18 protein-coding genes and 1 pseudogene are annotated in these 21,670 nt (G+C 45.4%); 5 read left to right on the top strand and 14 right to left on the bottom strand.

What is annotated here, in order from left to right:
* Nucleotides 1-2 precede the first annotated feature (2 nt).
* The 12 genes from L865_RS24610 to L865_RS0115010 form a co-directional block, all read right to left on the bottom strand.
* Nucleotides 3-4,715 carry a response regulator gene (locus L865_RS24610; protein ID WP_051484639.1) on the bottom strand — a complete coding sequence of 1,571 codons (4,713 nt, stop codon included), beginning with the start codon at nucleotides 4,713-4,715 and terminating at the stop codon, nucleotides 3-5.
* A 46-nt stretch (nucleotides 4,716-4,761) separates the two neighbouring features.
* Nucleotides 4,762-6,282, bottom strand: coding sequence for a hybrid sensor histidine kinase/response regulator (locus tag L865_RS0114960; RefSeq protein WP_028773972.1), 1,521 nt, complete (start codon nucleotides 6,280-6,282; stop codon nucleotides 4,762-4,764).
* Nucleotides 6,283-6,330: 48 nt separating this feature from the next.
* Nucleotides 6,331-7,428, bottom strand: coding sequence for an AI-2E family transporter (locus L865_RS0114965; RefSeq protein WP_028773973.1), 1,098 nt, complete (start codon nucleotides 7,426-7,428; stop codon nucleotides 6,331-6,333).
* Between the two features lie 182 nt (nucleotides 7,429-7,610).
* On the bottom strand, nucleotides 7,611-8,189 hold the full coding sequence (locus L865_RS0114970; protein WP_028773974.1) for a lipid-binding SYLF domain-containing protein: 579 nt from the start codon (nucleotides 8,187-8,189) through the stop codon (nucleotides 7,611-7,613).
* Between the two features lie 151 nt (nucleotides 8,190-8,340).
* On the bottom strand, nucleotides 8,341-8,541 hold the full coding sequence (locus tag L865_RS0114975; RefSeq protein WP_028773975.1) for a hypothetical protein: 201 nt from the start codon (nucleotides 8,539-8,541) through the stop codon (nucleotides 8,341-8,343).
* Nucleotides 8,542-8,717: 176 nt separating this feature from the next.
* Nucleotides 8,718-9,935, bottom strand: a complete 1,218-nt coding sequence (gene nqrF / locus L865_RS0114980) for an NADH:ubiquinone reductase (Na(+)-transporting) subunit F (RefSeq protein WP_028773976.1) — start codon at nucleotides 9,933-9,935, stop codon at nucleotides 8,718-8,720.
* A 12-nt stretch (nucleotides 9,936-9,947) separates the two neighbouring features.
* The gene (nqrE, locus tag L865_RS0114985; RefSeq protein ID WP_028773977.1) at nucleotides 9,948-10,556 is read right to left on the bottom strand and encodes an NADH:ubiquinone reductase (Na(+)-transporting) subunit E; all 609 of its coding nucleotides are present in this window, start codon (nucleotides 10,554-10,556) and stop codon (nucleotides 9,948-9,950) included.
* A gap of 5 nt (nucleotides 10,557-10,561) precedes the next feature.
* Nucleotides 10,562-11,185 (bottom strand): NADH:ubiquinone reductase (Na(+)-transporting) subunit D, encoded by a 624-nt coding sequence (locus L865_RS0114990; RefSeq protein ID WP_028773978.1) that lies wholly within the window; start codon nucleotides 11,183-11,185, stop codon nucleotides 10,562-10,564.
* Nucleotides 11,182-11,964 carry a Na(+)-translocating NADH-quinone reductase subunit C gene (locus L865_RS0114995; protein WP_028773979.1) on the bottom strand — a complete coding sequence of 261 codons (783 nt, stop codon included), beginning with the start codon at nucleotides 11,962-11,964 and terminating at the stop codon, nucleotides 11,182-11,184. The genes L865_RS0114990 and L865_RS0114995 overlap by 4 nt, the downstream gene beginning before the upstream one ends.
* Nucleotides 11,954-13,168 carry an NADH:ubiquinone reductase (Na(+)-transporting) subunit B gene (locus L865_RS0115000; protein ID WP_028773980.1) on the bottom strand — a complete coding sequence of 405 codons (1,215 nt, stop codon included), beginning with the start codon at nucleotides 13,166-13,168 and terminating at the stop codon, nucleotides 11,954-11,956. The genes L865_RS0114995 and L865_RS0115000 overlap by 11 nt, the downstream gene beginning before the upstream one ends.
* A complete protein-coding gene (locus L865_RS0115005) occupies nucleotides 13,168-14,535 on the bottom strand; it encodes a Na(+)-translocating NADH-quinone reductase subunit A (RefSeq protein ID WP_028773981.1) in 1,368 nt (455 codons plus the stop codon). The genes L865_RS0115000 and L865_RS0115005 overlap by 1 nt, the downstream gene beginning before the upstream one ends.
* Before the next feature lie 354 nt (nucleotides 14,536-14,889).
* Nucleotides 14,890-15,291, bottom strand: coding sequence for a cupin domain-containing protein (locus tag L865_RS0115010; protein ID WP_028773982.1), 402 nt, complete (start codon nucleotides 15,289-15,291; stop codon nucleotides 14,890-14,892).
* Nucleotides 15,292-15,479: 188 nt separating this feature from the next.
* Between L865_RS0115010 and L865_RS0115015 the strand changes: the two genes are divergently transcribed.
* Both L865_RS0115015 and L865_RS0115020 read left to right on the top strand, forming a co-directional pair.
* The gene (locus L865_RS0115015; RefSeq protein WP_028773983.1) at nucleotides 15,480-15,830 is read left to right on the top strand and encodes a putative quinol monooxygenase; all 351 of its coding nucleotides are present in this window, start codon (nucleotides 15,480-15,482) and stop codon (nucleotides 15,828-15,830) included.
* Between the two features lie 159 nt (nucleotides 15,831-15,989).
* Nucleotides 15,990-17,288 (top strand): O-acetylhomoserine aminocarboxypropyltransferase/cysteine synthase family protein, encoded by a 1,299-nt coding sequence (locus L865_RS0115020; RefSeq protein WP_028773984.1) that lies wholly within the window; start codon nucleotides 15,990-15,992, stop codon nucleotides 17,286-17,288.
* Between the two features lie 66 nt (nucleotides 17,289-17,354).
* Here L865_RS0115020 and L865_RS0115025 read toward each other — a convergent pair whose 3' ends face one another.
* Nucleotides 17,355-18,107: a putative porin gene (locus tag L865_RS0115025; RefSeq protein WP_028773985.1), complete on the bottom strand. Its 753-nt coding sequence runs from the start codon at nucleotides 18,105-18,107 to the stop codon at nucleotides 17,355-17,357.
* A gap of 354 nt (nucleotides 18,108-18,461) precedes the next feature.
* Nucleotides 18,462-19,172, bottom strand: a complete 711-nt coding sequence (locus tag L865_RS0115030) for a DUF599 domain-containing protein (protein WP_037471292.1) — start codon at nucleotides 19,170-19,172, stop codon at nucleotides 18,462-18,464.
* A gap of 218 nt (nucleotides 19,173-19,390) precedes the next feature.
* On the opposite strand from L865_RS0115030, the gene L865_RS0115035 reads away from it, so the two are divergent.
* The 3 genes and pseudogenes from L865_RS0115035 to L865_RS25575 all read left to right on the top strand — a co-directional run.
* Nucleotides 19,391-21,025 (top strand): S41 family peptidase, encoded by a 1,635-nt coding sequence (locus L865_RS0115035; protein ID WP_028773987.1) that lies wholly within the window; start codon nucleotides 19,391-19,393, stop codon nucleotides 21,023-21,025.
* Nucleotides 21,026-21,409, top strand: a complete 384-nt coding sequence (locus L865_RS0115040; RefSeq protein WP_028773988.1) for a hypothetical protein — start codon at nucleotides 21,026-21,028, stop codon at nucleotides 21,407-21,409. It abuts the gene before it with no gap.
* 115 nt (nucleotides 21,410-21,524) lie between these two features.
* Nucleotides 21,525-21,670 (top strand): annotated as a pseudogene (locus tag L865_RS25575) (IS3 family transposase); the annotation flags it as partial.

Consider the following 21,670-nt stretch of genomic DNA (forward strand, 5'->3'; position numbering starts at 1 on the left):
CCTTATTGTTTATCAATGGCCGCTTGCAACTGGGCGACTATCTCTATTGCTTGATCATACTCATAGTCATCTGTCGCACTGCAAAGCTGTTTAAATAACTGTGCAGTCGCTCCTTGCCCTAAAAACGCTAAGTCAGTTAAAATATAGTCATTAATTTCTGCATCGTAGTTCTCTAGCATAGACAACAACTTAGCTAACATGGCTTGACTTTCATCACTGGAAACACTCATCGTGGGCTGCTCGTTTTGTTGCACGCTAAGCTCAAGAAAAGTGGCGATTTCTTGTTGTACCAGCAATAACTCAGCCAACACCTGTGGCAAATTCTCATCACCCAATGACGGCGCCTCAGCTTCAAGTTTAGCAGCCAAATCAGCTAAATTTTGTGCACCGATGTTGCCAGCAATCCCTTTTAAGGTATGAGCAACTCTCTCACAGGTTGTAGCATCTTTTTTACCAATCGCGTCGACATACTGCTGTTCAAAAATTTCGGTGGTCGTATTAAATCGGGCCATTATTTTTAGATACAACCAGACATCGTGACCGGTACGAGCAAACCCAGCTTGGTGATCGATATGAGTAAAGTCAAACGCTGGCAACTGCATTGCAGGCCGAGTTGGCCCGGCCCCTTCAACGCTGGCTGGGTTAGCAGGCGTAATCCACTTGGCCATGGCCACAAACATGTTATCAACGTTAATTGGCTTAGCGATGTGATCGTTCATACCCGAACTAATGGCTTTTTCGCGATCGCCAGCCATCGCATTGGCCGTCATCGCTAATATGGGTAAATCGGCAAATTGAGGCTGCTTTCTAATTGCTGCAGTAGCGGTGTACCCATCCATCACTGGCATTTGGCAATCCATTAGCACGCCGTCAAACTGCTGCTTATCAAGCCACGCTAATGCCTGCTCGCCATGCTCTGCAATGGTGACTTTAATGGCATGTTTTTCGAGTAAATCCTGAATTAATTCTTGATTGAGGTCGTTATCTTCGACTACCAATATCTGACTGCCGGCTAATGACACAATCGCTCGTTCGGTGATCTCTTTCTTATCCGCCCGACGAGATTGACTGCTCACTTCCGCGCCTAATGCTTGCATAATGCTATTGAGCAAATTTGATGAGGTGACTGGCTTGGTCAAAATCTGACTCACCTGCATATCTTTCGCGGCAACAACAAGCTCCTCTTTACCAAAGGCTGTCACCATGATGACTTCATTATCATAGCCTTGCTCACGCAGGGCCATTAAGGTTTCAATGCCGTCAAACACCGGCATTTTCCAATCCAGTAGCGTGACATCAAAGTCTTGCTCAGCGGCAAGTTGCAATGCCTCATGGCCACTTTTCGCCACCTGATAATTGATGCTAAAGCTCTCTAACATGTTGGCAAATATCTGCCGTGCACTGCTGTTGTCATCAACAATGAGCACCTTGACTTCATCAATATTGATTGGCAATCGTTGCATTGCCGGCTCTTTGTTTACCTCGGCTTTATCGACCGCAGCAAAGGTTAAATCAAAGTAGAAGCGGCTACCTTTGCCAAATTCGCTACTAAAGGCGATTTCGCCTCCCATCAACTCTACCAAATTCTTACAGATCACCAGTCCAAGTCCGGTACCGCCATGTTTACGGGTAACAGAGCTATCAGCTTGCGAAAATGCCTTAAATAGACGACTACTTTGCTCGGCATTCATACCAATGCCTGTGTCAGTCACAGAAAAAGCTAACGTCGCATTGTCACTACTCACACTAGTGGCACTGACCTGAATCACCACTTCGCCTTGCTCGGTAAACTTGATGGCATTATTAACTAAATTGGTGAGGACTTGGCCAAGCCTTAATGGATCGCCAATCAATAAGCTGGGGGTATTGGCTTCAATATCAAATAGCAGCTCTAGGCCTTTATCTTCCGCTTTAAAACCGACTAAGTTAGAGACACCTTCGAGCACATCTTCGAGCTTAAACACAATGTGTTCAACATCGAGCTTACCCGCTTCAATTTTAGAAAAATCAAGGATGTCGTTGATGATCCCCAGCAGTGATTCGGCTGAGCGGTTGACCTTGGTAATGTAATTACGCTGCTTAGGATCAAGCTCAGTATCTAACGCGAGGTGAGACATACCAATAATGGCGTTCATTGGTGTGCGGATTTCATGACTCATATTGGCCAAGAACTCGCTTTTTGCCTTATTGGCACTATCGGCCTTTAATCTTGCTTGCTCTAACTCTTGCTCTAACTGTTTAGATGCATCAATATTGACGTGAATACCACTGATCCGCAGTGGTCGATTAAACTCATCCCTTTCAAATACTTGGCCGACGTTAAGAATCCACTCATAATGACCCGCTTTATGTTTTAAGCGCAGTTCATGCCGATAGATTGCTGAGCGCTGCTCAATATGCTCTTCCATCGCTTGGATATGCTGTTCTAAGTCATCAGGGTGAATTAGCGATAACCAGGTTTTATCCGACGCTTTAAGCTCTGACCATTTCGCATCACTGACACACAAGTCAGTCATATCATAACCTAACATTTGTGCATAAATATGATTAATGACGGTTTTATCTTCTTGTGGGAATGTATCCCACATACCAAGTTGCGCGCTGGTAGAGGCAACTTCTAAGCGCTCTTCTGATTCATGTAAGCGCAACTCAGCCTGTTTTTGCTCGGTAATATCGAACAAGCTGCCATCGATATAATCGGGTCCACCATCAGTCGACCTAGAAAATTGTGCCTTAAGCTGACCGTACCTAAATTCGCCTTTGGCATTATAAAATCCCATATCGAGTGAAAATGGGATACCTTGTTGTTGCCCTTTCTCCATCTCTCTCGACAGTTCAGCAACATAGCGTTCATCGACAATTTCTAGCAAGCGAGCTTTAGGTGGACTGCACAAGAAATCTTCTTTGGCATAACCGGTAATACTTTCAATGGTGGAGCTGGCATATAGCATTTTCGAGTTACGCCAATTCTCTTTGAGTAAAAAGCGAAACACCGCCCCTTGAATATTATTAGCCATCGACTCGAACTGATCTTGATTATTCTTTAACTGCTGGCGAACTTTCTCTCTTTGGGTTACATCTAGCAGCGAAATACGGTGCTCCTCAACCTTGTCTGACTCATCGGTTTTAGTCACCACATTAAGCGATGCAACAACCACTTCGCCACTGGGCTGTTCAATTTCAACTCGCACATCAGTACAAGGCTCACCCCGCATGATACGGGCAATCAGCTGTTGACGTTGTTCAATTCGTTGATGATTTTCTTGACTAAAAGTGAATACATCAGAGAGTGTCAGCCCGCTAAATTCATTGCGATCTTTACCCACCAAACTCGCAAAAGCCAAGTTGTGTTTAGCGATCTGTCCATTGGGCTCAACAGAAGCGTAGGCCACAGGTGAATTCTCATATAAATCCCACAACCTTTCTTCACGCTCTTGCAGCTCTGTAGTGCGCAACTTTACTCGGCTTTCCAGCTCGCTATTGACCTCAATCAACTGATTGTGCACTTGTCGTGCTAACCATAGCGATGCTGATAGAATCAGCGCTATCAGCACCATCACGCCCACAATGACCCCATACACTATCTTTTTAAGGTCATCGTAATTACTGCGGGCCTCTTTGAGCGACATTTCGGCAATAATCCCGAAACCGTAGCGGTCACTCCAACGCCAAGCACCGATAACTTCTACACCACGAAAATCTATATAACCTTCAAAATCATAACCCCGTTGATGCTGACTAACTTGTGCCGCACTTTTCGTTAGCGGCCCTAAGGTTTGCTGATCTTCTGGGTTAGCCGCCGACAACTCTCGACTAGGCTCAGATATGGTTAAATTAAGTACACTGGTTTCATTTACGTCCAGTAAACCCAGTTCATATAGTTCACTGGCAAACCGACTTTCAGATAGGATCTTGCCTTGCTCATTAACAAAGTAAGAATCACCGGTATCCCCCACATGGCTGCGACGGGTCAATAGTGCAAACTCTTTAAATGGATTGATACGCAAGATAAGTAACGCAGGAGTGTGGCCACCGCGCATCTCAATCGGACTGATAACGAACATGGTGGGCGTTCCTGCCTCCTCCATGCCATCAACTGAAGGCAAACGCACTTCGGACGGAATTGGCGGCGTTAATACCACCTCCCCCGCAAACGCGCGCGCAACTAAACTTGGAAAATAACGGTAAACAATACTCTGTGCACCGAGCGGTTCGTCTCGCAGCGAGGCGATATTGACACCATCTGGGGTAATAATAGAAAAGCCAAGAGAGCCAAATGGCTCGCTATAGCGGGCATAAGCCGATCTCGCCCACTCAACATGAGAGCTTTGCAACAAAGATTCTTTATCTTTTGGCAGCTTAATCATATCTTCAACATGATCATGCAATAGTGGGTTGATAGCCACACTGAGGACTCTATCTTCCCAGCCTTCAGCCCAAGCTTTAACCGCCGCATCCGCCGTATCAACAATGCCAATAAGCGACTCGCCACTTTTCTCTCGCTCGTGCCGGTCTGCTTCAGAAAGACCGATCTCGGCCAATGTAAAAATAATGGCCACGAAGATCACTAAACCTAAAGCCGTTATCTTTGAGTAACGCGACAATTGATAGAGCTGTTGATTACCGCGAAAAAGTAGCTGACGCAGCCGAGCAAACACCAAAACTAATGCGACAACTAACACACCTAAAATTATCAATAACAAGGTTTTTTCCATGTCGCATTACCTTTATCTAGCTAGTATGTGTATATGACAAAATCACTTATTCAAATGTCACTGTGACGTTAGTTAGGTTCTTTTCATCATTGACTTGCATATCTATATCGAGCCCCTGCACTTCGGCTAACAGCTTAGCCGAATAGGTACCTAGGCCCGCACCTGTCGCCGTATGAGTCGTCACCCCTTTGTCCCAAAAGCGGTTGCGAATTGTTGAGTCTACGGCACCAATATTTTGAACCCTCACCGCCAATGGCGTAGTTAAACTCAAGGTAATCGATACCCGAGTTTTATCGGGTGCCGCCTCACAAGCGTTCTTAATCAGGTTAAAAAACAGTGAGTAACATAAAATGGGGTCAGCATTGACCGTAAAGGGATGCTCAGGTTCTTCCTCAAATGGTTCAAGGAAAATCACCTGATTTTTCTCTGCAAAGGTTTTTTGCATCAAGGTGACGATACGTTTGAGGGTGTCATGTATCGAAAATGCCTGCGGCTGATGCACAAAACGGCCCGTTTCAATTTTTATCAGCTCGCTCGACAAAGTCACCATATAAGATAGCTGCTGAGTCAAGTTATCGAGTTGCTCTAAATTGTACTTGCTCTCTTTTGGAGTTAGATGCTCATTGTGCATCGTCTTTACCGTGGCGATTAGCGCACCAATTGGGCCTTTCAAATCATTATTGAGGATCGTCTCTACGCTTTCTTGCAGTCGTTGTTTCTCTTTTAAGTCATCATAGTCAGCTTGCAGGCTTTTATGACGCGCCATGTAACGCATCAGATTGGCGATGCGTAACTTTAAAAGTTCTGGTTGTATAGGTTTCGTGACGTAATCGACTGCGCCACCCTTTAAGCCCTGCAGGTTACTTTCCATATCCGTCAGTGCGGTAATGAAAATCACTGGAATATGCTGTGACTGCGGATGTGCGCGCATTTTCTCAATCACTTCAAAGCCACTTAACCCTGGCATCATCACATCTAGCAGAACCAAGTCAGGCGGCATATCGCCCTGGACTATCGCCAGTGCTTTCTCACCGGATTTTACGAGTTTGACGTCATAATCTTGTTTCAATAATCCACCAATCAAGGTTAGATTATCACTGCTATCATCGACCACTAATACCGACTGACGAGCTTTTTTACTATTGGTCTCATTATCTTTTGCTGCAGCCAGTCTATCGGTCAGACGGCCACCTTTTAGGGCAGAAGTCACCCGCTGCCTTAGCATCCCCACTGTGAACGGCTTGATCATTAAGTCAGTCACGCCGGCTTTAATCGCCATGACCATCTGTTCACGCTCTGCATCCGCAGGGGTCATGATAAACGGGATATGCTTTAATTTCGGGTTGCTGCGGATTGCCTTAAGTAGCTCTAGGCCATCCATTTTCGGCATTTCCCAATCGGAAATAATTAAATCTACCTGACGTTCGCGCAGATAAGCCAGTGCCTGCATACCATTGTCGGCTTGCTTAACATTACCTACCCCAAATCGGCGCAGTTGATCTGAGGTGATGCGGCGGATCACATCCATATCGTCGACAAGCAGCACTGTGTACTTATTTAGATCCATCGCAACACCTTTCACTTACATCACTTAAAGAACGCTTATTAACAATATCTATTCTGCAGGTATCTCTATGTCATCGCCGTTTTCGGCAACGGTATCAATCCATGCAATAAACAACTTATAGCCAAGCGCTAGCACTACGGCACCAACAAATAAGCCGACAATTCCAGACATCATCATGCCGCCTAGTGCACCAAGTAGAATGACCAACATTGGAATATCCACGCCTCTGCCCATCAGCAAAGGCTTTAATACTGCATCACTCGCGCTTACCAATATGCCCCATACCATGAAGATCACCGCTACCGTTGAAGATTCAACAGAGAACACGTATGCCATCAGCGGCCCAAGAATTAAAATAGGCGGTAATTGTATAATGGCTAAAATAAGTACCGCTAACATCCAGATACCGGTACCAGGGATCCCCACAACAGCCATACCAACACCTGCCAGTACCGACTGGATCACTGCAACCCCTATTACCCCTTGCACAACACTGCGAACCGTCGCCACACCCAAAGAGGTAAACCCTTCACCTCGACCAGGCGCTAAACGATTGGCTATTTTATGAAACACTTCTGTCGCGCCTTGGCTATTTTTCATAAACACGCCAGCGATAATAATAGAGATAACAAACTGCAAAACGGTGAAACCTAGGCTTCCAAGCGCCGATGCCGCTTTGCCTCCATACTGCTTGATTTGAGGCGCGTAAGTTTTAATCACCCCTTCAAGGTTAGATGAGGCCTTGCTCCATATTTGGTGTAATGACTCTCCCACCAAAGGTAGCTCTGCAACGGCGTCTTTTGGTGGTGGGATCACTAAAGTTCCCTCTTGAATTTCACCGATAAACTCTTGAGTTCCGCTAAAAAGCGCACCAGAGAACATAAATGTGGGCACCAACAGCGCTGCGAGAGCAATAATCGTCACCAATGCGCTAGCGCGTCCAGCCGTCATTTTCATACTGCTGCTGACCTTCATCACTAATGGATACAAGGCAATAGCGATGATCCCGCCCCACACGATTGGCATAATAAAAGGACGAACAATTTGAAAGCACCAAATCAATACGACGAATAGCAAACCTATCTTAATAGCTGCATCCATCGCATCGTGGCTAAATGTCGATGTTTTCTGCGGGCGGGGTTCCATATTTCACTCCTGAAATAAGTTAATTTGGTTGTTTTAAAAACAATAACTCCAAGCTATAGCATACTTAGCTTGTTATCAAGCTGTTATACCCTGTTATTGTTGCGTTTTTTAAATCTAATTACCGAGAACAATAGGCAAAAAAATAGCGCTTCTAGAAGCGCTATTTGTGTCACTGAATTCGCTTATTTATCATTCTCGATAAAATCTTCGCTAAAATCGGTTTCCCAATACTTATAGCCTTGTACTGTTGCCTGAGCAGCAGCTCCCATTAGGTTAACCTGGTAGGTTTTAACCCCAGAAACATCCACTGACTGGTTTGCCGATGCTTGCTCACCGCTGCCTTCATATTCAGCACTGGCTTCAGCCTGTGCTTGACCTTCATAGCCAGACTCTTTAAAACGCGCCAGCGCAGCTGGATCTTGGAAAGCCTGAACAAAAGCAACTTTCTTAAAGCCGATACCTGCACCCACACCACCGGTAGCAAAACGGTAATAAGATTGCTTACCGCCTTCATGCAGCACACAAATTCCACCACCAGTAGACAGCGCGAACAAATAGCTGTTGCTACCCGTGCACACCACATAACCCACCGAACCTTTCACTGCCGCCGGTGCACCTTTGTGCTCTGAGTAAATCTCTTGCAAAGCTGCTTGAGTCTCTTGCCTTGCATGTGCTTTTTTGGTCTCTGGAGTATCACCTGTTGCACAGCCAAAAAGCATAGTTGGAACCAATAAACTCATCAGTACTTTTGCTAGTTTCATTAAATTTCCTCATTAGAAAATGATAATCAGTGTGTTGTTTCAATGTTGACGATTATATCGCCAATTCAAATATAAACTTACCATTTTGCGCCAACCGTAATCGCTAATATCTACCGTTTTAATTCTGCGCACTATAAGTGTAGAAGCTATTTTAACTCTTGCCGTTAATTACATTCTTTTCTGGCAAAATATCTAATATTTTTACTATATTACCAATCCAGCAGCTGCATACGACTACCATAGCAATCAGTGCATAGGCTTCACCGAGTAATAAAGTGAAGATCACTGATGTAGACCAGCCTACGCCGCCCCAGGTAATTGAAAATACAGCCAGTAACACCATGGTTTGCATAACTGCTCCTGTTTAATCAATGTAGCTAGTCTACCCAATTGCCCTCACAGCAATTTACCATTTCACGCCAGTCGCGTTTAATCGGCTTTTTTGCAAGTTATCGGCCCTAATTACTCAAAGGCTCCCACAAAAAAACGCAGCCACTGGCTGCGTTTTTTAACGGGTAAGATAATAATCTAGTCGCCAAAATCGTCCAACAGAATATTCTCTTCCTCAACCCCTAAACTTTCTAGCATTGTGATCACTGCCGCATTCATTATTGGCGGGCCACACATATAGAATTCGCAGTCCTCTGGTGCCTTATGCTGCTTTAAGTAATTCTCATACAGCACATTATGGATAAAGCCAGTATAGCCATCCCAGTTATCTTCCGGTAACGGATCGGACAAGGCCACATGCCAAACAAAGTTGTCATTTTCAGCAGCAAGCGTATCAAAGTCTTGCTGGTAGAAAACTTCGCGGGTAGAACGAGCTCCATACCAAAAGCTCATTTTACGCTTTGTGTGCTTACTCTTTAGCTGATCAAATATGTGCGAGCGCATCGGTGCCATGCCCGCACCACCGCCAATAAACACCATTTCCGCATCAGTATCTTTCACAAAGAACTCGCCAAATGGTCCTGAGATAGTCACTTTATCGCCAGCTTTGAGATTGAAAATATACGATGACATTTTACCCGGCGGCACATTATCAGCAGGCGGCGTGGCAATACGCACATTAAGCATAATGCGGCCTTTTTCATCTGGATAGTTTGCCATTGAATAAGCACGTAGCACTTCCTCATCTACCGTTGAGACAAGGTCAAACAACTGATACTTTTCCCAATCATCACGGTACATTTCAGGAATATCAAAATCGCTATACTTTACCTCATGGGCAGGAGCTTCTATCTGAATATAACCACCCGCCTTAAACTTAACATCTTCACCTTCAGGTAGCTTCAGCAGCAATTCTTTGATGAAGGTGGCAGTATTATTATTAGAGATCACCTCACACTGCCACTTTTTGACCCCGAATATTTCCTCTTCGACCTCAAGCTCCATGTCAGTCTTTACCGCCACCTGACAAGCTAGACGACAACCCGCCTTCGCTTCTTTCTTGGTAATATGATCAAGCTCAGTCGGTAAAATATCACCACCACCCGACTTAACCGTTACTCGGCACTGGCCACATGTACCGCCACCACCGCATGCCGAGGGAATAAAGATATTTTGCCCAGCAAGAGCGCCCAATAACTTATCACCTACCGGTGTGTTGACAGCTTTTTCTGCATCATCGTTAATGCCGATTTTGACATTGCCCGTTGCAACCAATTTACTTTTGGCGACTAATATCACCATCACCAGCAAACTTACCACTAAGGTAAACATACCGATGCCAATTGCCATTTCCATCGTTTCTACCTCTTAAATTGCAATGCCAGAGAATGCCATAAACCCAAGTGCCATTAAGCCCGTGGTTATGAACGTAATACCTACGCCCTGCAAGCCTTCAGGAATAGCATGAAACTTCATTCTCTCCCTTAGCCCCGCTAACATTACAATTGCCATCGCCCAGCCTAAACCAGAACCCGCAGCAAACACCGCTGATTCAGCCAAGGTGTAATCACGGTTAGCCATGAAAATCACCCCTGCAAAAATGGCACAGTTCACTGTCAGTAATGGCAGGAAAATCCCTAAGCTTTGATACAAGCTCGGTATGTATTTGTCCAACACCATCTCTAGGATTTGCACTAAAGCTGCAATGACCCCAATAAAAGTAATTAATTGCAGGTAGCTTAAATCCAACTCAGGGTAGCCAGCCCATGCCAAGGCGCCAGGTGCTAGCACACCAGAGTAAATGACTTGGTTAAGCGGTACCGCCAAGGTCATGACCACAATCACCGCAATACCCAAACCAAACGAGGCGGAGACTTTCTTTGATACCGCCAAAAAGGTACACATGCCCATAAAGAAAGACAGTGCCATATTGTCAATCAGCGCGGCTTGAACGAACAAATTAATATAATGTTCCATGATGATTATCCTCGCTTACGCTGAACAACATTGATGGCCCAAATCATGACGCCAATCAGGAAAAATGCGCTCGGCGGCAGTTTGAACATCTCGTTAGCCAAGTACCAACCACCGTTCTCGATGGTCTGTAATATTTCATGACCGAACAGAGTGCCACTACCCAGTAGTTCGCGCACAAAGGCGACACCTAACAAGATGACGCCATACCCCATGGCATTGCCCAGCGCATCAACCACAGCAATGTGCGGCCTATTTTTCATGGCGAAGGCTTCAGCACGTCCCATAATGATGCAGTTGGTAATAATCAGACTCACAAATACAGACAGCTGGCGCGACAGCTCGTAAGCGATATCTTGCAGCACCATGTCCACAATAATCACCAAGGAGGCAATAACCGTCATTTGCGCAATAATCCGTACGCTGTTTGGGATCAGGTGACGAATTGTTGAAATGATGAGGTTAGAGAACACCAAAACGAAGGTTACCGCCAGCGTCATCACTAATGCTGTTTGCATTGAGTTACTGACTGCTAATGCTGAGCAAACCCCCAAAACCTGCATCGCAACGGGGTTGTTAGCAAATATCGGCGTCGCTAGAATCTCTTTGGTTGATGCCATATTCTTGCTCATCTTGCTGCCTCCGATGCTCTAATTTTGTCGAAGAAGACTTGGAACCCTTCAGTACCAAACCAAAACTGAATTACTCGCTGCACACCACGGCCAGTCATTGTCGCGCCGCTAACGGCATCTACGCCATGAACATCGCCAGCTTTAGCGCCACCTTTGACAACAGAGAAAGACACTTTGCCCTTGTCATCAAATAGCTGCTTGCCTTGGAACTTGTCCGTCCATTCTGGATCGTTAAGAAAGTCGCCAATACCTGGCGTTTCACCGTGCTCATAAAACACCACGTTTTCAATGGTATTTAAGTCTGCTTCTACTGCCACGTAGCCATAAATCATTGACCAAAGCCCTTTGCCATAGACAGGCAGCACTATACTAGCCAACTTGCCTTGGCCATCTCTGACTTCAAAGACTCTGACATCTTGGGCACGGCTACGAATTCTAGCGGTATCTTTTTTGGGTTTAGTCGCGGTTTGCGGATTAATTGCAGCCATGCGTTCATCAAAATTCATGATATCAGCAGTTGCCATCGCTTCAGCATCGCCCGTATTAAGGTTAATCAGCTTAGGCGTAACACGTTCATCAAATACGCTGCGAAAATCTTGGCCTTCGGCCACCTCAACATTAGAAGCTATCAGGACAAAACGTTTTATTTCATCGCGCTGTTTCGCCAACTTACGCTCTTTTAGTAACTCAGCGGTGCCGGTTATCATAAACGAACATAACAAGCACAAAGTCACGGTAAAGATCATGGTGCCCATGACCGTATCTTTTTTAAAGGCCATTACGTTTCACTCTCCGCTTCATGTTGGCGCGTGCCACCAGATAATCAAGGATCGGCGACCATAAATTAGCAAATAGAATCGCTAACATGATCCCTTCTGGCATCTTCAGGTTCATCACGCGGATGAGCACTGTCATAAAGCCAATTAATAAACCGTAGGCAACCTTGCCTTGACGTGTATAAGAAGTGGTTACTGGATCGGTGGCCATGAACATCATCGCAATAGCAAATCCACCGGTGACCAAATGCCAGGTCCAAGGCATGGCAAATAGGGCGTTCTTCTCAGAACCAATCAGATTAAATAAGCCCGCCGTGACTATCATGCCTACCAGCACACCAGCTACTATTCGCCAGTCCGCTAAGCGGGTAATAATGAGAAAGGTACCGCCTATCAACAGGGCTAAAGTGCTGGTCTCACCTATGGTCCCGACAGTAAAGCCAAAGAAAGCATTGAGCCAATTGGGGTCAGTAAAAGCTTGGTACCAAGTGTAATCAGTGAAAACTAACTTACCTGCAGCGGCTTGACCTAAAGCGGTTGCACCAGCGAAGCCATCAACGGCGACAAACTGGCTGGTTTCCATCACTTTAGTTGGATAAGCAAAAAAGATAAATGCATAGCCTGCTAACGCTGGGTTGAGGAAATTGTACCCCATACCACCAAACATCTCTTTAGCGACAATCACCCCAAAGGTAATACCGATAGCCACAATCCATAATGGTGTAGAGACCGGTATAATTAACGTAAACAGTAAAGCGGTAACAAAGAAGCCTTCATGCAGTTCTTGACGGCGAACTTTGGCAAACACAATTTCCCAAAACAGACTGACAACCAGCGCAGTCAGATAAATAGGCAGGTATAAACTCAGGCCAAAAGCAAATTTAGCCACCATGCCACTGTTTTCAGTTAGCCCACCAAATAACCAAGTAAACGGCATAAGTTGCCACAGCTCAATCGTAGCAGAACCGGCAATTACCGCTAATTGGGCTTGTAAACCAATGTTATAAACGCCAAACAAAATTGCGGGTAATAAACACAAACCAACCATCGTCATGGTGCGTTTTACATCGATGGCATCACGAACATGCACTTTACCTTGGGTTGCACGGCCATTAGCAACAATTAAAGAGCGTAAATAGCCTTTAATCGCGTGCCCCGGAGCATAATAGTCCTCTTGGGCATCGAGTTTTTTGTTTTTATCAGTCATTAGCCTTCCCTCTCAATGATGTCGAGGCAGGCCCGAAGTTCTTTTCCAAAATCATATTTTCCAGGACAGACGAAAGTACATAAGGCTAAATCTTCCTCATCAAGCTCCAGCGCACCTAATGCTTGAGCTTCATCGGTGTCTTTAACCACTAAATCTCTCACCAATAATGTCGGCAGAATATCTAAAGGCATAACCCGATCTAACTGACCAAAAGCCATCATGGCGCGCGCAGACCCACCGGTATGTGTGGTCATATCAAACAAGCGTTTTTGGCGTGTAAATCGCGATACAACCGCGCGTGTAATGGAGAAAATATTGGTGCCGCCATGTATCCAAGGCAATAGACGGTGCTGGGCATCTTCTTCAAGCACACTCACTTGTTGATGAAAACGTCCAAGGTAATCGAGCGCCCCAATGGCCGTGTGGCCAGCGAGAATAGAACCTGACACGACTCGGTGATGGCCCGGCTTAATTTCATCAACAACCAATTGGCTTAACTGTGCCCCAAGCTGAGTTCTAACTAGCCTTGAGTTCAACACACTAGGGCCTGCCAGCGCGACAACTCTGTCTGTATATAGCTCACCACTGGTAAACAATTTGCCAAACGCGATCACATCTTGGTAGCCGATGTGCCAAACAGGTCGTTCAATGCTAGCCGCCAAAGTAAAGTGTATGTGAGTCCCCACAAGCCCAGCTGGGTGTACGCCAGCAAAATAGCGAGGCTCAATTCCAGGTTGTTCTTGCCCAGGTAATGGTTCGCCTTGGTCGCTGCAGAGGTAAACCGGTCCTTGAGTCAGTTTGGTTAATACCGCTAAACCATCACTAAAGGCTTGCGATTGCTCAGCAATGATCACCCTTGGGGAAGCGGCAAGTGGATTGGTATCCATGGCTGTGACAAAAATTGCCGCCGCTTGTGCATCTAATTGCGGAACTCGAGAAAATGGGCGGGTACGCAGCGCCGTCCACATGCCACTTTTTACCAGTAAATCCTGTGCAATCTGGCGATCGATTTCAGCTATAGATTCGGGTACTTCAAAGCGGATTTGGTTATCGGCGTCATGATCGCAATCAATTACCACAGATTGTAATACTCGACGTTCGCCGCGGTTAATTGCACTAACAACACCACTTGCAGGAGCGGTATAGCAAACGCCAGGTGACTTTTTGTCTTCAAATAGCACTTGGCCTTTGGCGACTTTATCACCCTCTTCAACCAGCATTGTGGGCTTTAAACCAACGTATTCCTCACCGAGTAAGGCGACCTGGTTAGGTTGGGATGCAGGGCTAATTTGTTGCTTGGGTTCACCAGCGATCGGAACATCGAGTCCTTTCTTGATGATTTTTACTTGAATTGAATTATCTGCCATAACAAACAAAAACCGTTAATCGTTTTGGATAAGTAATGTTACTTGCTAATCAACTAAATTACCGCAATAAATGTCACATTCTCACAGCAAAATGTAATTTAATGACAAAAAAACCACTTTTTTTGTCGCACAGCTCACAGGTAACCCGGTTTACAATTTAACATTGTAGTTTTATAACTATAACGCACACATTGATTTTTCCTGCTGACGCAAACTTTTTACCGCCTATTTTCTGCTGCAATCTCAAGCATACTAAGTCAGAAATATAACAGCCTAATGACCCATTGCTTGTAAAAAAGCAAAGTTAACACGACCATGATTCCGCCAGCGCATAAACGACTAGCGCTTATATCGCTATGGTGAAACCACGGTCAACTGAGCACCTTTTTCAGCCACATAGAAAACAATGATCTTTGCCGGCTCATCACCATTGTTTTGTCCATAGTGCTCAGTATTGACTAACTCTATTAATGGGTCGCCCGCCACCATCTGTCTGGTAAGTGAACCACTGTGCACAGTCAACTCACCGCTGGCTAAAATGCCCGCATTAATCACTGGATGAATGTGTAAAGGTAGGCGTTCTCCTGGCGCAATAATAATCTCTTTAATCGTCACTTCTGGCTGCTGCAGTGTTTGGGCAGGTAATGGCTCACCATTCCAGCTCTGGGTACTCTTAATCAAATCCCTACTGGTTGCTCCCTGACAGGCCAAACTGGTCAGCAGCGCCGCAAAAGCTATTGCATAACGTAATTGCACATCAAACTCCTAATTTTAACACTCACTAATATAGCAGCTATATCAGCAGCAATTGCCAAGGTTTACAAGTACAGGGCGCTAAAAGGGGCCGCGGGATAATTTATCAACGACTGAAACCTTGGCAGCTACTGGTCGCTGCCAAGGGATTGGTATACACTGATTTTTTTGTTAATTAGAGTGAGTTCACCATGTCATCACGTGTATTTGTATTGGCCCAATTTAAGCCTAAACCTGGTAAAGAAGCTGAGTTATTTGAAGTCCTTAAGGCACTTGAGCCCGACGCACTGCGTGAACAAGGTTGCATGCAGTACATTTTGACTCGCCAAATTGATCATCCAAGCGCGACTCGCAATGAATATCCTATTGTGTTTAACGAGATCTGGACCGACGGCGAAAGCTGGGCCGCCCATGGTCGCCGCCAACAAATTCAACACTTCTTTAATAGCCAAGTTGTCGCAGAGGACGGCATAGTAGCAGATGCGATTGTCACCGCTTATTCCGACGAAGGTTACAACTACGACGCCCCCGTATTTGAATAGCCAATCCTCAAAGGCCACTTTCGAGTGGCCTTTTTTGTTTTCTTCCTTGCCGTTGAAATGAATACAGTGACAGATAGCCACCAAGTTACTGAGATAAATTAGACATCTAGACGTCTAATTGCTATGTTCAAGTTTCATTTCATCGACAAGGGCCGTTACATGAAACTTGAATCACTAGCACTTCATCATGGTTATCAATCTGAAGCGACTACCAAAGCCGCTGCAGTGCCGATTTATCAGACCACCTCTTATACCTTTGATGATACTCAACATGGCGCCGATCTATTTGATCTCAAAGTACCTGGTAATATATACACGCGAATAATGAACCCCACGACTGACGTGTTAGAGCAAAGACTTGCGGCGATAGAAGGTGGCATTGGTGCGCTAGCCGTCGCTTCAGGTATGGCCGCCATCACATATGCGATACAAGCGCTGACCCAAGTGGGTGACAACATTGTTAGTACAAGCCAACTGTATGGTGGCACGTACAATTTGTTTGCCCATACACTGCCGCGCCAAGGTGTCGATGTTAGAATGGCTGCTTTTGATGACTTTGATGGACTCGAAGCATTAATTGACGGCAACACAAAAGCCCTCTTTTGCGAATCAATCGGCAACCCCGCAGGTAATGTTGTCGATATTCAACGTCTCGCTGAACTTGCGCACCAACACGGGGTACCACTAATCGTTGATAACACCGTTGCCACCCCAGTTTTGTGTAAACCATTTGAGTTTGGTGCCGACATCGTCATTCACTCGCTAACGAAATACATTGGTGGCCACGGCACCACCATTGGTGGGGTGATCATCGATTCCGGCAAGTTTGATTGGTCGGCACACCCACAGCGCTTTGCATTGCTCATTGAGCCCGACCCTTCTTACCATGGTGTTGTTTACACACAAGCATTTGGACCCGCAGCATTTATCGGTCGATGTCGAGTTGTGCCACTACGCAACACAGGAGCAGCTTTGGCGCCGCAAAGTGCGTTCTTGCTATTGCAAGGGCTTGAAACCTTAGCTCTTAGAATGGAGCGTCATTGCAGTAATGCACTAGCACTGGCGAAATATCTAGATAACCATCCCGATATCAGTTGGGTCAACTATGCGGCCTTAGCTAACAGCCCTTTTCAGGATAACTGTCAGAAAATAACCGGTGGTAAAGCCTCAGGCATTATCAGTTTTGGTATTAAAGCGAGTGCCAATAGTGACGCAAAATCCGTGGGCGGTAAGTTCATTGATGGTTTAAAAATGATTTTACGCTTGGTAAATATTGGCGATGCCAAATCACTCGCTTGTCACCCGGCATCAACCACTCACCGACAACTCGATAGCGATGAGTTGGCAAAGGCTGGCGTCAGCGAAGATTTAATCCGCATATCGGTCGGTATTGAGCATATAGACGATATTATTAGCGATGTAGAGCAGGCTCTGCAGTTTGCTAAAGCCAATAGCTAATTAACAAAAGCCAGCGTCAACGGCGCTGGCTTTAACTATTTAAGCTTTATTTTATATCAGTCGCGATTAGAAGCGGCCTATTACACCGACACTCATATCTACGCCGTCATAATCAGAATCGACTACTTTTGCTACAGCAAAATTGGCAGAGAAGCTGTCAGATATGCGCAGCCAGTAGGCAGTGCGCACATCAAATGCATCATCGTCATCACTGTAGTGATAACCCGCACCGACTGACCATGAGTCGGTCACATACCAGTCTGCACCAACATTGAACAGATCATCTGAGTCAAAATGGGTCCATGCGGCTTGCAAGTCTACACCCGAGGTTGAGGCTAGAGGTAGATAGCTGCGGGCTTGTAGGCCGTAACTTTCTTCAACACCATCTTCACCGTCGTTGTAAAACGCGGCCACTGCTGACGTTTCATTGAAGTAAAAACCTAACTGCGCGCCATAGGTGTCTACGTCAAAACTACCCACTTCAGATTTCTGATAGTTCGCACCAATAAACCACTTTGATGCGAAAACATAAGTACCATCAACACCATAATTTTCCGCATCTGCAGCATCAAAATTACTGTACTGCGCGCCAAAATTAGTTGTCTGAGCTAAAAAGCCATTTAATGCATATGGACTATTAGCTTGATCAACCGGGCTCACGTAGTAGCGGTAGTTTGCATTCCAAATGCCATCACTCACCTCTTCTGAGTTGGTGTTATAGGCAATGCCTGCTTGGTGCTGGAATGGGTTATCTTGAGCGGCAAAAGCCTGAGTGCTTGCAAGCGCCGTAAGTAGCGCAATCTTGGTAAGTGTTTTCATCATATTCCCTTAATTAATTATTAGGCTAGGAGAACACGACGAACGCAAAGTAAAGATATACAAACGTATTATATTTCAATCCATTGCAGCCATCCGGGTGGCATTTCTTGACTTCGCTCTCCTAGCGGCCGCTACCATAATCGACATTGACAAAAATTCAAAACACTATTTTAGGGAAAATGAAATCTTTTGGGTTAAGTGACCAAAAATGAGCCGCAACAATAACACCTTTGGTGGTTATTCAAGCAACCAATAATACTATTGGCTAGACAAAACAATGAACACAGCGAAATCAACTGATGAAAATGAAAACTAATTTTGCTCGCCATTGGCTTGTTTGTGGAAAGTGCCCGCTCATTCATCTAGCCGGGCTTTGCGCGCATCTAATATGCTCATCGCTTCGGTAATCGCGACTACCGCCCGAGACTTAAACTCACGCTTATATAAGGTATAAACCACTAAGAGTGAAGCCAAAATAAACAGTAAAGGATGAAAGAACCAGCAGAGAACCGCCATCGCAAAATAGTAGGCTCGTAAACCATTATTATAGGAATGTGCTGCTTGATCTTGCACCACAGCCATCTGCTTAGCGTAGCGTTGCAATGCCTCATTGCCTCCTTCTTGATCAATAGGCGCCGCCCCCACCATCACATTTAAAAAGCCATATTGACGCATAGACCAAGTAAACAGGAAAAAAGCATAAACAAAAATAAAGGTGAGTAAGCCGAGCTTTATTTGAATGACCGCATCGGTCGGTGCAGCACTATATGGAATAGAGGCGATAACAAACTCTAGACGTTCTATTTGTGCAAACAAAGTCAACACACCCGCTAGCACCAGCATAGTGGTTGATGCAAAAAACGTAATATTACGCTCAAGGTTGGCCAGCAATGCCGCCTCGCCGACACGCACTTCTCGACTAAGTAGCTCATTCATCCAATGGATACGATGCTGGTGCAAACACCGAGCAATACAATTAGTGGTTTTGGCTTTTTTGCGCGCAAAACGGGTGTAACCAATCCAACAACTAAAAAAGCAAATGACTGCTAACAAGTCCAACAACATAATTGTCTATACTGACCTCTAATACTCTATTAGATCCAATGTACTGCAAATGCCCACCAAACGACAACTACCAACTAACCAAGGCAGTAGTTATGGCATGCATTAACCCCTTCCGTTATACCAAAGCGGAATAGATAAAGGTACAAATGTAAGCGTTTATGCTATAACGGGGCATTGGTCTAGTTGATAGATTTACTGGGTAAAATAAAGGATTATTTATGAGGTTACTCCCACGCAAGTATTTTCGTACTTTCATTGTCTTAAGCAGTTTAGCTATTGCCGGTTGTAGTGGCGGCGGAAGTACAACGGCAGACACGAATTCTGGCAACACCGGCTCAATTGGTACTGGTGGCTCTGGAACCGGCTCTGGCAATAACTCCTCTACAGAATGGGTCGCTGGGGAATTTACTCCCTATACACAGCTTGCTAATCAATGCAGTGCCGATCAAACGGGCTCAGCCATGACAGAAAAACTGTGGCTACGTTCATGGAGTGACGATACTTACCTGTGGTACTCCGAAATTTTAGATCAGGACCCTGCCCCATATACTGTTGCAGAGTATTTTTCAGTATTGATGACGCAGGAACTAACAGCGTCGGGCGAACCAAAAGATAATCCAAATTTTCACTACTCAATTCCAACCGACATATGGGAACAACAAAGCCAGTCAGGCGCCTCTTTTGGGTATGGTTTCGAAATAGTCATTCAACAAGCAAGTAATCAACAAGAGCGCAAAGTCAGTGTGGCTTACTCTGAGCCAAACACACCGGCAAGTAGTGCCAATATCCAACGTGGTGCAGTCATTGTTGCTATTGATGGCGTCAATGTTGCCAGCGCCAACAACGACAGTGAATTAGCGGTACTTACTAATGGTCTGTTTCCATCGCAATCTGGCCAGCAAACCGAGTTTTTGGTACGTGATTTAGGTTCAGTCGACAACCGCACTATAACGCTTACGGCGCAAACCGTGGTTTCCACGCCAGTACAACAAACCCAAGTTATCGATACCGCCACAGGGAAAGTGGGTTACGTGCTATTTAACTCTCATATCGCACCTGCTGAGCGTGGTCTTTATGATGCCATAAGTACCTTAAGTCAAGCTGGGATTGATGATTTAGTCCTTGATTTACGCTATAACGGCGGCGGTTTGTTAGCCATGGCTAGTCAACTGAGCTATATGATTGCTGGTGAGCAAGCCACCATAGACCGTATTTTTGAGCGCACTAGCTTTAACGATAAATACCCCAACACCAACCCAGTCACCGGTGAGCCATTAACGAGTATGCCGTTTATCACAGAGAGTATCGGCTTTAATACCGGACTATTGTCAGCAGGCTTAAATTTGCCCGTGTTAGATTTACCACGAGTTTTCGTGCTTACCAGTAACGGCACTTGTTCTGCCAGTGAAGCAATAATGAACGGCTTACGCGGCATCGACATTGAAGTCATTCAAATTGGCGCGACCACCTGTGGTAAACCCTATGGTTTTTATCCGACGCCTAATTGCGGCACCACCTATTTCACCATTCAATTTCAAGGTGAAAACAACAAAGGCTTTGGTGAATACTCAGATGGATTTGCAGCGGTTAGCAACCCAACTTTACCAAGCGAACTACCAGGGTGTTATGTTGCCGATGATTTAACCCATGACTTTGGTGACACCAATGAAGGTATGCTCAGTGCCGCTCTTTATTATCGTGATAATGGCCAGTGTCCAATCAGCATAGCAAGTCGTTCACCTCAACTAAGCAGCACGGTACAATCTATTGATACATCGTTGAAAATTGAAGATGCTCGCCAACAGAACTTCTGGAAGCACAACCGTATCGTCAACAATATGGGAAGCCAGTAAATGAAGAGCATAACGCGATGGTGCGTGTTGGGTCTGTCCGCGGTAATTGTTGGATGCTCGGTGTCAGCTACGCCACTGACCGACAAAGCTGAACCCGCACTGCGCACAGACAACAGCGCTGAGGGCACCGAAGAAATTAAACAAGCCATCGCACAGTTACTGGCGCTCAAGCAAGTGAACCTTAGCGAACAGGCGTTTACCCAGCAAACCAGTATCACCATTGAACGCACTGCTCACAAGGTCAATGGCCAACTGATTATGGGGCGTAACTATGAGATGCCGCAGCAGGTTAATTTGCTAACAGAGGGCGGTCGTTGTTATGTGTCACACCCTAAAAGCCAGCAAAGCCAACAGTTATTTAAGGTGCACTGTCAGCCTCAGTAACTCCCTTTGAGCGAGTTAATGAATTGAAGTACAAAAAAAGCCGTATCACAATACGGCTTTTTCTTTTTAGGGTTTGTCCCGTCCTGAGATAAGTTGACACTTTGGAGACTTATCTATGAAACCTTCAAGCACAATCAGCATTAAACGTACACAACGTGATTACACATTAGGCTTTAAATTAGCCGTTGTCAGTCAAGTAGAAAAAGGCGAGCTAACCTATAAGCAAGCTCAACAGCACTACGGTATTCAAGGTCGAAGTAC

Origin of the sequence: Shewanella waksmanii ATCC BAA-643, assembly GCF_000518805.1 — a bacterium.
In the GTDB taxonomy this organism is placed as follows: Bacteria; Pseudomonadota; Gammaproteobacteria; order Enterobacterales; family Shewanellaceae; genus Shewanella; species Shewanella waksmanii.